Below are 13,813 nucleotides of genomic sequence, written 5' to 3' on the forward strand. Positions count from 1 at the left end.
CCGGCTCCACCTGCCCGCTGTCTCCTGATCGAGCCCCGCATTTTATATTGTGAAATTTTATTTCACAATAAGCGTTTTGCGAGAGGCACCTTTGCGTTTCGGTACAATATGCCGGATGCGGGCGGGACTGACCAGCCACGCATGCCGTCCGAGCTTCCGTCCGGCGGCGCCGTCACCAGACTCCCGGGACTCTCCCGCCTTCCTGCCGCGCCCCGCCGGGCGAGTTTCCGAGCCGACTCCAGCATGCCTTCGACAGACGCCGCCCCAGCCGCGCCCGCTTCCGCCGATCCCTCGGCGAACCCTTCGGCCGATCCCTCCGCCGATCCTTCCGCGCCGCTTTCCGAGTTTGAACTGATCCGCCGCTATTTCACCCGTCCGGCCCGCAAGGCCGTGCTCGGCGTCGGCGACGACTGCGCGCTGCTGGATCCGCGCCCGGGCCATCTGCTGGCGGTCAGCAGCGACATGCTGGTCAGCGGCCGGCACTTCTTCCCCGACGTCCCGCCGCGCGCGCTGGGCCACAAGGCGCTGGCCGTCAACCTGTCCGATCTGGCGGCGATGGGCGCCGAGCCGCGCGCCTTCACGCTGGCGCTGGCGCTGCCCGAGGCCGATCCCCCCTGGCTAGCCGAACTGGCCGCCGGCATGCTGGAACTGGCCGACGCGCATGGCTGCGAGCTGGTCGGCGGCGACACCACGCGCGGCCCGCTGACGCTGTCCTTGACGGTGTTCGGCGACGTGCCGCGGGGCAGCGCGTTGCGCCGCGACGCCGCCCGCCCGGGCGACGACATCTGGATCTCCGGCACGCTGGGCGATGCACGCCTGGCGCTGGGCGATTGCCGCGGCGAATGGCTGCTGCCCGAGCCCGACTTCACGCTGGTGCGCCCGCGCATGGACACGCCGACCCCGCGCGTGGCGCTTGGCATGGCGCTGCGCGGGCTGGCCCATGCCGCGCTCGATATCTCGGACGGGCTGGTCGGCGATCTGGGCCATATCCTGGAGCGATCGCAGGTCGGCGCGCTGCTCGACGTCGATGCGCTGCCGCGCTCGGAGGTCCTGGCGAGCCAGCCGCGCGACTGCCAGCTCGATTGCGTGCTGGCCGGCGGCGACGATTACGAGCTGTGCTTCACCGCCCCGGTCGGGACGCGCGAAGCGCTGGCCGCGCTGGCCGAGCGGTTGGTTCTGCCGCTGACACGGGTCGGCACGATCACCGCCGAGCCCGGGTTGCGCCTGGTCGATGCCGGTGGCGGGCCCGTCTCCTTCCGGGCCCGAAGCTTCGATCATTTCGCCAACCCCTGACAGCCGGACGGCGGCATGTCATGATGCCGCCATGCGGCGGAGCGCCGCGCCGCCGGCCGCCTGCCGCGCCGGCGAGTCCCGCCTCCGACCGCGATAACAAACGAGCCAAATACCTTGATGTCCGCCTATCCTCCCGGTTCGGCGTCTACCGATCCCGCGATGACGCTGGAGGCCGGTCAGACCGCCAAGATCCTGCGCCCGACGGCGCGCTTCATGCTGTCCCACCCCGCGCATTTCATCGCGCTGGGCTTCGGTTCCGGCCTGTCGCCGGTGATGCCCGGCACGGTCGGCACGCTGTACGGCTGGCTGTCCTTCGTCGTGATCTCGCTGTGGGTGCAGCCGTCCGCCTGGCTGTGGATCATCGTCGGCGGCTTCCTGATTGGCCTGTGGGCCTGCGCACGGACCGCGCGCGCGATGGGCGTGCACGATCACGGCAGCATGGTGTGGGACGAGATCGTGGCGTTCTGGCTGGTGCTGGCCTTCGTGATGCCGACCGGCTTCTGGGGCCAGTTCGCCGCCTTCCTGTGGTTCCGGCTGTTCGACATGGCCAAACCCGCGCCGATCGCCTATTACGACCGCACGCTCAAGGGCCCGGGCCTGCGCGGCGGCTTCGGCGTGATGTTCGACGATCTGGTCGCGGCGTTCTACACGCTGCTGGTGTTCGCGCTGTGGCGCTCGTTCTGAGCGCATCCACGCCGCCGCATCCGAACCGTACCGATTCACCGCCAGCACGAGAGCCGTCATCATGTCCATCAGCCGCTTGCTCGACCAGCTTGCCGTCCAGGCCGGCATCGCCCTCAAGGAAAAATCGCTGATGGTCGCCACCGCCGAGTCCTGTACCGGCGGCCTGGTGGCGGCCGCCATCACCGACGTCGCCGGTTCGTCCGGCTGGTTCGAGCGCGGCTTCGTGACCTACTCGAACGAAGCCAAGAGCACCATGCTCGGCGTTCCGGCCAAGCTGATCCGCGATTTCGGCGCGGTCAGCGAGGAAGTCGCGCACGCGATGGCCGAGGGCGCGCTGCTCAACAGCCGTGCCCAGGTGGCGCTGTCGATCACCGGCGTCGCGGGCCCGACCGGCGGCACGCCGGAGAAGCCGGTGGGCATGGTCTGCTTCGGCTGGAGCAACCGCATCGTGACCCGGGTCGAGACCCAGCGCTTCAAGGGCGACCGCCAGCAGATCCGCCGCCAGGCCGCCGAGCATGCGATGCGCGGCCTGCTCGACCTGGTGCGCAACGAGGCCTGAGCGCCGGGGCGGCGGTTCGCCCGTTCGCCCGTTCGCCCAACACCCGAGCGCCCGAGCACCCGAGCACCTCAGTACCCAAGTACCCAAGTACCCAGGCGCAGCGGCCCCGCCGTTCAGCCCTGGCGGAAGCGGTTGATCGTGTCGCGCGTCTGCAGCGCGGCGCGGCGCGCCGCCGCGGCGAAGTCCTTCTCGCGGCTGGCGTAGAGGATCGCCCGCGACGAATTGATCATCATGCCGGTACCGTCGGCGCTGCGACCCGCCTTGACCGTGGCTTCGATATCGCCGCCCTGGGCACCGATGCCCGGAATCAGCAGCGGCATGTCGCCGACCAGCTCGCGCACCTTGGCGATCTCGTTCGGGAAGGTCGCGCCGACCACCAGCCCCATCTGCCCGGTGGTGTTCCAGCGCGCCGCCGCCTGCTCGGCCACCAGCTGATAGATCGGCTTGCCCTCGACCTGCAGGAACTGCACGTCGGAGCCGCCCGGATTCGAGGTCCGGCACAGCACGATGACGCCGCGCTCGGGATAGGCAAGATACGGCTCCACCGAATCGAATCCCATATAGGGGCTGACCGTGACGGCATCGGCCTGATAGCGGTCGAACGCCTCGATCGCGTAATGCTGCGCGGTCGAGCCGATGTCGCCGCGCTTGGCGTCGAGAATCACCGGGATGCCGGGATGTGCGTCGTGGATATAGTGGATCAGCTGCTCGAGCTGGTCCTCGGCGCGCTGCGAGGCGAAGTAGGCGATCTGCGGCTTGAAGGCGCAGACCAGGTCGGCGGTGGCGTCGACGATCTCGCGGCAGAAGGAAAAGATCGCGCCGCCGGCGCCGGTCAGCGACAGCGGCAGCTTGCCCGGATCCGGATCGAGCCCGACGCACAGCAGCGAATCGTTGCGCCGCCAGGCCTGGGTCAACTGCTCGGTGAACGGGACGGGAGGAACGGAAGGACGGGTCATGGATCGCTCGAATGCGTGGCATCCGGGCCCGGGATGGGCCGCGGCGGACCGTTGGCTATCGTCTGTCGGCACGGGCAGAGAATCGCGGCGGCCGGCGACGGTCGGGTCGTTGCCGGCAATTTTACCCGTTGCATGCTATCTTCCTTGCGCTTTTCCGACAGACGAAACCAATAGAAAGAGCGGTAACGCACCGGTAACCGCCTCCCCTCCATGACTCTCGATCGCCGCAACCTTGCCCTGCTCGTCGCGCTGACGCTCGCCTGGGGCGTCAACTGGCCCGTGATGAAGATCGGCGTGGCCCATTTCCCGCCGCTGGGCTTTCGCCTGCTGTGCATGGCCGGCGGCCTGATCGCGCTGGGGCTGGCGCTGCGCGCCAAGGGCATCCCGCTGACGCTGCCGCGCGAGACCTGGGGCACGGTGTTCAAGCTGGCGCTGCCCAATATGGTGATCTGGCACCTGCTGGCGATCGGCGCGGTCAAGATGCTGTCCTCGGGCCGCGCCGCGATCCTCGGCTACACGATGCCGATCTGGGCCGTGGTCTGGGGCCTGGTCTTGTTCCGCGAGCGCATCTCGGCCTGGGCCTGGGTCGGCATCGGCTGCGCGCTGGCCGGCACGCTGCTGCTGATGTCGAGCGAGTTCGGCGCGCTGACCGGCAGCCCGACCGGCACCGTGATGATGCTGGCCGCCGCGGCCGGCTGGGGCTACGGCACCCAGCTGATGAAGCGCACCCCGGTCGATATCCCGCTCGGCACGCTGACCTTCTGGATGCTGGCGGTCGCGCTGCCCTTCCTGCTGGCCGGCACGCTGCTGTTCGAGGAGGGCTGGCGCATGCCCAACGCGATCGAATGGGCCGCGATCGTGTACAACGCGGTGGTCGTGTTCGCCTTCTGCCATCTGGTCTGGTTCGCGCTGGCCCGTTCGCTGCCGCCGGTGGTATCGAGCCTGTCGATCATGTTCATCCCGGTGGTCGGGGTCTTCTCCGGCATGTGGATGCTGGGCGAGCAGCCCCACTGGCAGGACTACGCCGCGATCGTGCTGATGTTTGCCGCGCTGGCCTCGGTGCTGCTGGTACCGCTGCTGATGCCGCGGCTGCGCCGTCGCGCGTAAGGCGGGCAGAGCCGCAGCCGCAGTCGAACCGTGCCTCATACCCCGTACCACGGCCGCGGTGACGCTTCATCCAGATTTCACTTAACAAACGCGGTCGCGTTGGGCTACACTCGCGCCCATCCATAATCCCGGAGAAATTACGTGGGCAGTAGCATCGGGTGTTCGAGTTGCCGCGGCAAAGCCGCGACCTCTACGAATGCCATGTCACTGCGGGCTGCGTAACGACGAACCCGTCCGGACCATCCTGGTCGGACGCTCGCCGAACCCGCCCGCAGCACACTGCGGGCGAGTGTTTTTTCCGTACTGCCACCGGCGGCCATCGCTTCAACAGGCCCGCCGCGTTGTTGCGGACTTCCCTCACCCGGCTTGCCAGCCATCAACGGCAAACGCCATCGCCTTGCACGGCCCGTCCGCGCAGCGCGATCACGCTTGCCTTCGAGCCCGCCATTCGCCGTCGCGAAGGGCGCGGCCCGGCCGTGCCGCAAGCCTGCCTGCCGCTTTTCTTCATCGCACGGCATAAGGAATACCGGGGATGATCAATCTGTTCGTCCTGCAGAAAGGCCGGCTCGCCCAGGAGCAGGTCGACGACCGCAACGAGTTGCTGCAGCACAAGCCCATCTGGATCGATGTCGTCAGCCCCGACGACGAGGAACTGGACTGGATCAAGGAAGCCTACGGCGTGGCCCTGCCCGAGCTCGAGGACCTCGGCGACCTCGAGGCCTCGGCGCGTTATTTCGAGGGCGAGGATGAAAACATCCATATTCGCACCGACTTCCTGCTCGACGAGGACGAGGTCTCGCGCAACGTGCGCGTGGCCTTCGTGCTGACGCGCGACGTGCTGTTCTCCATCCACGACGAGGACCTGCCGGTGTTCCGGCTGGTGCGGCTGCGCGCCCGCATGCGCCCGGGCTCGGTGCGCAACGCCAAGGACGTGCTGATGGATCTGTACGCGACCGACGCCGAGTACTCGGCCGACTCGATCGAGGAGATCTACGAACGGCTGGAGGACGCCAGCAAGCGCGTACTGGCCGAGAACGTGACCGACGCCGCGGCGGCCGATGTGCTCGAGACCATCGCGCGCGAGGAAGACCGCAATGGCCGCATCCGCCGCAACGTGATGGACACCCGGCGGGCGCTGTCCTTCCTGATGCGCAGCCAGCTGCTGTCCGCCGAGCAGCAGGACGAGGCGCGCCAGATCCTGCGCGATATCGACTCGATCGAGAACCACACCGCGTTCCTGTTCGACAAGATCAACTTCCTGATGGACGCCACGGTCGGTTTCATCAACATCAACCAGAACAAGATCATCAAGCTGTTCTCGGTGGTGTCGGTGGCGCTGATGCCGCCGACCCTGATCGCCAGCGTCTACGGCATGAACTTCAAGGTGATGCCCGAGCTCGACTGGGCCGGCGGCTATCCGTGGGCGATTGCGCTGATGGCGGTGTCGGCGGCGATTCCGCTGATCTATTTCCGCCGCAAGGGCTGGCTCAGCTAGAAGCCCCAAGGCCCGGCGCCGCGACGACCGGGCCGCCCGGCGGGCTGCCCGCTGCCGTACGTCATCAGTCCGGCAGCGTGGCCGAGCCCATCCGGCGCGCGATGATGCCGGCCTTGGCGCGGAAGTTGACGCGCACATGCGCGCAGTACTGCTTCTTGTCGAAGCATTTTGGCGCCGGCAGCGCCGCCGCCAGGCGCGCCGCCTGGCCCACGCTGAGACGGCCGGCGCTGGTCCTGAAGTAGTGCCGGGCGGCGGCCTCGGCGCCGAACACGCCCTCGCCCCACTCGACCGAGTTCAGATAGATCTCGTAGATGCGCTGCTTGTCGAGCCAGAACTCCAGCATCCAGGTAATCAAGAGTTCCTGGCCCTTGCGCAGGTAATGCTGCTCGGGCGACAGGAACAGGTTCTTGGCCAGCTGCTGCGTGATGGTCGACCCGCCGCGCACGATATGGCCGCGCTTCTTGTTGCGCTCCCAGGCTTCCAGCATCGCGTCGAAGTCGTAGCCCGGATGATTGACGAAGTCGGCGTCCTCGCTGGCGATCACGGCGCGCTTCAGGTTGCGCGAGATCTCGCCATACGGCACCCACTGCCGCTCGATGCCGCAGCTCCAGACATTCCAGCCGCACAGGCGCCAGCGCTCGGCGCGCATGAACGAGGTCGGACCGGGATCGACTACCTGCCACGCGGCGATCTGCAGGAAGAAATAGACCTGCATCGCGACCACGCCGGCCAGCACGCTGCCCAGCAGCCATGCGAGCCAGCGCAGCGGCGCGGAAGTGCCGGCGCGCGCGGACGCGGCGGCGGCACGGGAACGGACGGCGCGTTTGCGTTGGGCCAAGGCGGAACTCGCGTCGGTCAGTCGGCGTAGCGGAAGAACGGGATGCGCCCGAGGTCAGCGTCCGGCCTGCGGTTTGCCGTGCGGTCTGGCCTGGGGTTCGGCCGCCGCTTTGGCTCCCGGTTCGGCAGCCGCTTCGCACCCGGCTTCGGCCCGCAGCGCGGCCCGCAGTTCCTCGAGCACCGGCGCGGTATCGGGATGCACGCCGCGCCAGAGGTAGAAGGCCTGCGCCGCCTGCTCGACGAGCATGCCGAGCCCATCGGCGGGGCGGGCGCCCTGCGCCGCCGCGTACTGCAGGAACACGGTCGGCTCGGCGCCGTACATCATGTCGTAGGCCAGCACGCCCTCGCCGAGCAGCGCCTCGGGCACCGGCGGCACCTCGCCCTGCAGGCTGCCGGCGGTCGCGTTGATCACCACCTCGCAGCCGTCCTCCTCGGACAGCCCGGCCAGCGCCTCGAAGCCGCCGCCCCACAGTTCGACGCCGGCCTCGCCGGCGGCCTCGGCGAAGTTCTCCAGCATCTCGCTGGCGCGGTCGGCGGTGCGGTTGGCCACCACGATGCGGTCGGGCCGGCAATCGATCAGCGGCAGCATCGCGCCCATCGCGGCGCCGCCGGCGCCCAGCAGCAGGATGCGCCGCCCTTCGAGCTCGACGCCGAGACGATCGACGATATCGCGCACCAGGCCGACGCCGTCGGTGTTGTCGCCGTGCAGCAGGCCGCCCTCCATCCACAGCGTGTTGACCGCACCGGCGGCCTCGGCGCCGGGCGTCAGCCGGTCGGCCAGCTCGAAGGCCTGCACCTTGAACGGCGTCGTCACGTTCAGGCCCTGGCCGCCCTCGGCGAAGAACCGGCGCACGGTGTCGGCAAACCCGTCCAGCGGCGCCAGCAGCCGTTCGTAGCTGAGCGCCTGCGCGGTCTGGCGCGCGAAGGCGGCATGAATCTGCGGCGAGCGGCTATGCGCGATCGGGTTGCCGACCACGGCATAGCGGTCCACGGCGAGGTCAGGGTTGGGCATGTCGGTAGCGTTGGGCATTTATCGGGATGGCAGCGGCGATGGCGCCTGGGACGGCAACCGGGATTGCAGCCGGGTTTCCAGCCCGCTGCGCGAGAACTTGAACGTCGAAATCACTTCGAGAATATCGTAGCGGGCCCGCATCTCCGGCGAAAACTCGCCGAACGGCGCCGCGGCGCGCACGATCGCGATGGCCTGGCGGTCCAGAGCGGCGTTGCCCGAGCTCTTGACCAGCTCGACGCCGTCGACGCGGTAGCCGCCGCGCTCGTAACCGAGCCGGCCATGCCGGTCGACGTTGATCGCCACGATCAGCTCGCCGTACAGCGGCTGGCCGGCGCGGCGAGGGAAGTCGGCGGTGCCGCGCGCCTCGATCTTCTTGCGCAGGCGGTCGTAGTAGCGGGCGTAGACCACCTGCTGCGCGCTGGTGGCGGTGATCTGGTGGCGCTTGGGCCGGCGCGCGTAGTGCTCCAGATTGCGGGCGATCTCGGCCTCCAGCCGCGCCATCTCGTCGAGCGAATCGTGCTCGTCCTGGCCGCGCGCCGGGGTATCGAGACGGCGTTCGCCCGGACGCAGCGGCTGGCTGTGGACCGGCGGCGCGCTCTCGCGCAGCTGTGTCATCAGCCGCTGCTGGCGCTCCTCGAGCAGATCGACGCGGCGCTGCACCTGGCGCACCAGATCGCCCTCGCGCGGGATGGGCTGCGCCGGCAGCGGCGTGCTGGCACGCTGCTGCTCGTGGTCGCCGCCGCCGTCGAGATCGGCCTGCGCCAGCGCGGCTGGCTTGAGCGGCTGCTGGCCCGACTTCGCATTGACCAGCACCACGTCGAGCGCGGTGTCGCTGCGCTTGATCTCGAAGGCCTCCGGCGCGCCGAAGCGCACTGCCAGCAGCAGCGCATGCACGGCCAGCGAGATCGCGATGGCCTTGGCCATCGTGCTGCTGCCTTGCCACCACTGGCGGGAAGCGCGGGCGAGGTTCACGGCAGGCCTGGATCAGGAGGCAGCGGGGCCGCCGTTGCCGGCGGTCCTGGCAGCGCCGTCGCGACCATCGGCGCCGTCGCCGGCGCTGGCGTTGGCGTTGGCGTTGGCGTTGGCGTTGGCGTTGTCGTTGGCCCTTTCGCCGGGGATGGCTTCGGCCGGCGCTTCGGTACCGGTACCCTCCAATGTCTCCGGCACCGTCTCGGCGCCCTGCTCGGCGGCCTCTTCCGCGGCCTGCTCGGCCGCCACCTCGGCGGCCGCTTCGGCGGAGACCTCCGCCGATTCTTCATCGCCTTCCAGTTCTTCGGCCGGCAGCTCACCCTCGCCGGCAAACACCTCCAGCACCCGACAGCTGACTTCCAGCGTCAGCTCGTCGGTGCCGGCGATCTCGAGCAGCACCTGCGTGCCGCGCGCGGCCTGCGCGAGTTCGGGCACGCGCGTGACCAGCGGGATCTCGGCAAAGCGCACCGCGCCGTCCTTCAGCACGGTCGCCATCATGCGTTCGCGGTTCTCCTGCGCGAGCCAGCGCAGGCACCAGTAACGCTCCATGGTCGACTGGTGCTCGGCATAGGCGGCATAGGTGCCCTCGAAGTCCGCCACCGCGGCCAGCAGGTCGGCGTCCTTGGGCTTGAACGGCGCCACCAGCTTGGCGGTGACGCCGTGCTGCGCGGCCGCGATGATCTGCCACTGGTTGACCAGATCGACATAGCGGCGCAGCGGCGAGGTGCTCCACGCATACTGCGCGACGCCCAGCCCCTCGTGCGGAGCCGGATAGGTTTGCATGCGGGTCCGATGCATGCCCCAGGCCTTCTGCGTGCGGTAGATGCCCGGCACGCCGTGGTCGGCCAGCAGCTTGCCCCAGGTGCTGTTGGCCAGGATCATCAGCTCGGCGACGATCTTGTCCAGCGGCGATCCGCGCTTGCGCTGCTCGATGCGCACGCGCTGGCTGCCGTCGGGCTGCTCGTCCAGATAGAAGCTGTAGTCGGCGCGGCTGTGCGACTCCGGCCGCAGGCCGCTGGCGACGCGCGCGCGCTGGCGCTCGTCGTACAGGAAATTGGCGAAGCCCCACAGCGCGGTCAGCGCCTCGCGGAACGGATAGTCGCCGCTGCCTTCGGTCAGCGCGGCCTCGGTCACCACCTCGTCGAGCAGGTTGTGGCGCAGATTGGCCGCAATGCTAACCATCTCGGCGCGCGTCTCGCTGGCGAGGATCTGCTGCGCGGCCGGATCGTAGGTCACGTACAGCGACAGCGCCGGGCACTGTCGCCCTTCCTGCAGCGTGTAGCGCTCGACCACCGCGTCCGGCAGCATCGTGATCTTGTCGCCCGGAAAGTAGACCGTCGACAGCCGCTGCCGCGCGATCGCGTCGAGCGGATCGCCGCGGCGGATGCCCAGACCCGGGGCCGCGATATGGATGCCGATGCGCAGGCGCCCCTCGTCCAGCGGCATCACCGACAGCGCGTCGTCGATCTCGGTGGTGGTGACGTCGTCGATCGAGAACGCCTCGACCGGCGCGAGCGGGAGGTCGCCGCCCGGCTCCGGCACCGTGATCTCCGGAAAGCCGGTGCCCTTGGGGAAGCACTCGGACAGGAAGCGGGCCTCGTGCAGCGCGCGCGCGTTCGGCACGCCGCCGACCTCGATCATCAGCCGCATCGGCGACTTGCCCAGCGCGGTGCACGCGGCATCGAGCGCCTTGTACTCGAGGCTGTTCTTGTCCGGCTTGAACAGCAGCGTCAGCACCTTGCCGCGGAACGCCTCGGGCAGCACGCCGGCCTTCAGTTGCTGTTCGTATTCCGCCTGCACCAGCGCCTGCTGGCGCTTGCGCTCGAGCCCGGCCAGCGCTGCCTTCAGCTGGTCCTCGGGCGCGCGCTGGTAGCGGCCGCGGCCCTTGCGGCGGAAATAGACCGGATTGCCGTGCAGCGCCATCGCCAGCGCCGCCTGTTGCGCGGGGCTGGCGGCCGCGCCGTAGTACTCGGCGGCCAGCTCGGTGAAGCCGAACTCCTGTTCGGGAGCGCATTCCCACAGGAAATCGAGATCGATCTCGCCGGTCAGCGCCGCCGTCTGCGACAGCAGCTCGGCCGCGCTCGGCTGCGCGAACTGCAGCAGCACGTCGCGCGACTTGACCTTGGTGCGCTTGCCCGCGGGCAATTCGACCTGATAGGCCTCGCCTTGCTGATTCAGCACGGTACCGGCGCGGATCTCGCCGCCTTCCTCGAACAACAACTGCATGGGATCGGGTCTTTCAGATATGCCGGAAACCGGGCGTCGGCGAGGCGCGCTGCCCGCCTCGGAAATGGATAAGCGTCACCGCCCGGCACGGGCCGGGCGGGGGGTCATGGGCCGCGCGCATGGGCGCCGCGGCCGGTCGTCAATGATACCGTACCGGGCTGGCGCGGCCGTCTGCCGGGCCACGCAATAAAACGTGTCCGGCGGCGGCCGGTGCCCGGCGCCGCGGCGTGCCGGCAAGCGTGCCGGGAAACGTGCCCGCGAACGCGCCGGAAACCCTGCCCGGGAGCCGTCCGGACGCGCGACCGGAAACGCGTCCGGAAACGCGTCCGGAGGCGCGTCCGGAGGCGCGTGCGGAAGCGCGTCCGGGAGTGTGTCCGGAAGCGCGCCCTCAGATCGACATGCCGCCGCTGGCCTCGATCGCGGTGCCGTTGATATAGCTGGCGTCGTCGCTGGCCAGGAAGGCGTAGATGCTGGCGATCTCGTCCGGCTCGGCCAGCCGGCCCAGCCAGCAGGCCTGCTTCATGCCGTCGAGCACCTTGTCCGGCACCGTCTGCAGGATCTCGGTGGCGACGAAACCCGGGCACACCGCGTTGACGCGCACGCCCTTGGGCCCGAGCTCGCGCGCCCAGGTCTTGGTGAAGCCGACCACGCCAAACTTGCTCGCGGCGTAGTTGGTCTGGCCGAAATTGCCGTACAGGCCGACCACGCTGGAGGCGTTCAGGATCACGCCGCGGCCGCGCTCGATCATCGGGCCGGCGACGGCCTGCGCGCAATGGAACACGCCCTTCAGGTTGACGTCGATCACCGCGTCGAACTGGGCCTCGGTCATCTTGACCAGGCGCGCGTCCTTGGTGATGCCGGCGTTGTTGACCAGGATGTCGATCTGGCCGTACTCGGTCAGCGTCGCCGCGACCATCGTGTCGACCTGCTCGCGCTGCGTGACGTCGACCCGGTGCGCGCGGACGGTGGCGCCGCCGGCGGCCAGCTGCGCGGCGGCCTGCTGGACGCGCTCGGCGTTGACGTCGCACAGGATCACGATGGCGCCCTCGGCGGCGAAGCGCCGCGCGGTCGCAAAGCCGATACCGGCGGCGGCGCCGGTGACGATGGCAATCCGTCCCTGAAGTTTCATCGTTGAGTTCTCGTGGTAGTGGGGTTGGCTGTCGTTATCGTTTTTTTGTTTGGGTTGGGGCGGGTCCGCGCGTCGTCGGCCGCGGCGCCGTCGGCATCGATTGCATTGGTCGCATCGGTCGCGTCCATCACCTCCGACGCGTCCATCGCGTCCATCGCGTCCATCGCGTCCATCGCGTCCATCGCATCCATCGCATCCATCGCATCCATCGCGTCTGTCGGGTCGCTCTCCCCTATCGCGGCGGACGCATCGGCACCGGCATGCCGGTCGCGGTGCGCGGCGCCGGGCGCGTGGCGAGGTCGGGCAGGAATACCTCGGTCACCAGCATCACGCCCGCGCCGCGGCGGAACACCGAGCGCCGCGCCGGCAGCATGATTCCCGCCAGCTCCTCGCCGAATTCGGGCAGCGCGCGGCGCAGCCGCTGCGCCAGCGGATGATGCGGCAGCAGGCGGGCGAATTCGAAGGGGTCGCGGCGCACGCGCGGATCGACGAACAGCGCGCCGCCCAGCGGCCGGTCGCCCAGTCCGCCGAGGAAGGGCCAGTCGCGGCGCGCATGGCGCGGATGGACGATGGTGTGGCCGAACACGGCCGGGGTGTTGTCGCAGACCAGCAGCACGTCGCGCGCGATCACGGGCAGCGGCGCGCCCAGCCCGAGCGTGTGCCACTCGTCCGCCAGTGGCCGCTCCATCCGCTGCGACAGCTTGCTGACGCGAAAGCGCGACGAGGCGGTGATCAGCCGGGCGGTCAGCGAGCCTTCGCCGGTGATCCAGCGCCGCAGGTTGGCGCCCAGCGCCGCGTCGAACGGCAGATGCCCGCTCCAGGCACAGCGGCGCACGCGCGCCGCGCAGGCGTCAGGCATTGCCACCGTCCTTGTTGTCCGTCTCCTCGCCGGATGTCCCGGCTTGCCCGGTTTCGCGGGTTTCCCCGGCGTTCTCGGCGTTGTCGGCATTGCCGTAGCCGCAGAAGTCCAGCACCTCGTCGACATAGTCGGCGAACTCGCTGATGCCGTGGTCGCTGCCCTCGATCACGCGGATGCGCGCCCCCTGGCAGGACGCCACCATCTCGCGGTAATCGAGCACCTCGTCGCCGGTCGCGGCCAGCAGATAGAAGCGCTCCGGGTGGCGCAGCGTATCGACGCGCAGATCCAGCAGTTCCTGCAGATGATGGCGCTCGACCTTGACCGAGCCGCCGCCATGCCACAGCGGCTGCTCGCCGAGATGGCGCTCGAGATCGGTCCACGGATGCACGGCCGGGTTGAGCAGCACGGTGGGGCAGCCGTGCCGCTCGCCGAGCCAGCGCGCGTAGTAGCCGCCGAGCGACGAGCCGACGATGGCCAGAGGCCGATCGCTCGGGGCCGACAGGCGCGCCGCGGCGATCGCGGCCTCGGCCTGCTCGATCGCGCGGGCCGGCGACACGTCGAGCATCGGACAGGCGTAGTAGCGGCCCAGCCCGCGCTCGCGCAGGCGCTGCTGCACCAGTTGCGCCTTGAACGAGCGCGGCGACGAACGGAATCCGTGCAGATACAACAGCATCGGCGCCGCTCCGT

At 69.5% G+C, this 13,813-nt stretch carries 13 protein-coding genes and 1 pseudogene; 5 read left to right on the top strand and 9 right to left on the bottom strand.

What is annotated here, in order from left to right:
- Positions 1–243: 243 nt before the first annotated feature.
- From thiL to KZ686_RS00995, 3 genes are all read left to right on the top strand, one after another.
- The gene (gene thiL, locus KZ686_RS00985; protein ID WP_226107139.1) at positions 244–1,293 is read left to right on the top strand and encodes a thiamine-phosphate kinase; all 1,050 of its coding nucleotides are present in this window, start codon (positions 244–246) and stop codon (positions 1,291–1,293) included.
- A gap of 117 nt (positions 1,294–1,410) precedes the next feature.
- On the top strand, positions 1,411–1,977 hold the full coding sequence (locus tag KZ686_RS00990) for a phosphatidylglycerophosphatase A family protein (protein WP_149316626.1): 567 nt from the start codon (positions 1,411–1,413) through the stop codon (positions 1,975–1,977).
- A gap of 61 nt (positions 1,978–2,038) precedes the next feature.
- Positions 2,039–2,536, top strand: a complete 498-nt coding sequence (locus KZ686_RS00995; RefSeq protein WP_149316625.1) for a CinA family protein — start codon at positions 2,039–2,041, stop codon at positions 2,534–2,536.
- A 113-nt stretch (positions 2,537–2,649) separates the two neighbouring features.
- Here the strand turns inward: KZ686_RS00995 and pyrF are convergent, their stop codons facing one another.
- A complete protein-coding gene (pyrF, locus tag KZ686_RS01000) occupies positions 2,650–3,492 on the bottom strand; it encodes an orotidine-5'-phosphate decarboxylase (protein WP_149316624.1) in 843 nt (280 codons plus the stop codon).
- A gap of 210 nt (positions 3,493–3,702) precedes the next feature.
- Here pyrF and KZ686_RS01005 point away from each other — a divergent pair, with 210 nt between their 5' ends.
- Positions 3,703–4,599: a DMT family transporter gene (locus KZ686_RS01005; RefSeq protein ID WP_226107137.1), complete on the top strand. Its 897-nt coding sequence runs from the start codon at positions 3,703–3,705 to the stop codon at positions 4,597–4,599.
- A 532-nt stretch (positions 4,600–5,131) separates the two neighbouring features.
- Positions 5,132–6,094 carry a magnesium/cobalt transporter CorA gene (corA, locus tag KZ686_RS01010; protein WP_149316622.1) on the top strand — a complete coding sequence of 321 codons (963 nt, stop codon included), beginning with the start codon at positions 5,132–5,134 and terminating at the stop codon, positions 6,092–6,094.
- Positions 6,095–6,158: 64 nt separating this feature from the next.
- Here corA and mtgA read toward each other — a convergent pair whose 3' ends face one another.
- From mtgA to KZ686_RS01050, 8 genes and pseudogenes are all read right to left on the bottom strand, one after another.
- Positions 6,159–6,860, bottom strand: a complete 702-nt coding sequence (gene mtgA, locus KZ686_RS01015; RefSeq protein ID WP_149317078.1) for a monofunctional biosynthetic peptidoglycan transglycosylase — start codon at positions 6,858–6,860, stop codon at positions 6,159–6,161.
- A 216-nt stretch (positions 6,861–7,076) separates the two neighbouring features.
- Positions 7,077–7,943, bottom strand: a pseudogene (aroE, locus tag KZ686_RS01020) (shikimate dehydrogenase); the annotation flags it as partial.
- Between the two features lie 18 nt (positions 7,944–7,961).
- The gene (locus KZ686_RS01025; protein WP_190286285.1) at positions 7,962–8,867 is read right to left on the bottom strand and encodes an energy transducer TonB; all 906 of its coding nucleotides are present in this window, start codon (positions 8,865–8,867) and stop codon (positions 7,962–7,964) included.
- Between the two features lie 60 nt (positions 8,868–8,927).
- Complete coding sequence (locus KZ686_RS01030; protein WP_265632851.1) at positions 8,928–11,138, bottom strand: ribonuclease catalytic domain-containing protein; 2,211 nt, start codon at positions 11,136–11,138, stop codon at positions 8,928–8,930.
- 388 nt (positions 11,139–11,526) lie between these two features.
- A complete protein-coding gene (gene fabG / locus KZ686_RS01035; protein ID WP_150082139.1) occupies positions 11,527–12,267 on the bottom strand; it encodes a 3-oxoacyl-ACP reductase FabG in 741 nt (246 codons plus the stop codon).
- A complete protein-coding gene (locus KZ686_RS01040; RefSeq protein WP_265632852.1) occupies positions 12,264–12,476 on the bottom strand; it encodes a hypothetical protein in 213 nt (70 codons plus the stop codon). The genes fabG and KZ686_RS01040 overlap by 4 nt, the downstream gene beginning before the upstream one ends.
- Before the next feature lie 23 nt (positions 12,477–12,499).
- Positions 12,500–13,126 (bottom strand): chorismate--pyruvate lyase family protein, encoded by a 627-nt coding sequence (locus tag KZ686_RS01045; RefSeq protein ID WP_149316617.1) that lies wholly within the window; start codon positions 13,124–13,126, stop codon positions 12,500–12,502.
- Positions 13,119–13,799, bottom strand: a complete 681-nt coding sequence (locus KZ686_RS01050) for a YqiA/YcfP family alpha/beta fold hydrolase (protein ID WP_265632853.1) — start codon at positions 13,797–13,799, stop codon at positions 13,119–13,121. The genes KZ686_RS01045 and KZ686_RS01050 overlap by 8 nt, the downstream gene beginning before the upstream one ends.
- Between the last annotated feature and the right edge of the window lie 14 nt (positions 13,800–13,813).

Origin of the sequence: Cupriavidus cauae (genome assembly GCF_026210475.1) — a bacterium.
GTDB classification, from domain to species: domain Bacteria; phylum Pseudomonadota; class Gammaproteobacteria; order Burkholderiales; family Burkholderiaceae; genus Cupriavidus; species Cupriavidus cauae.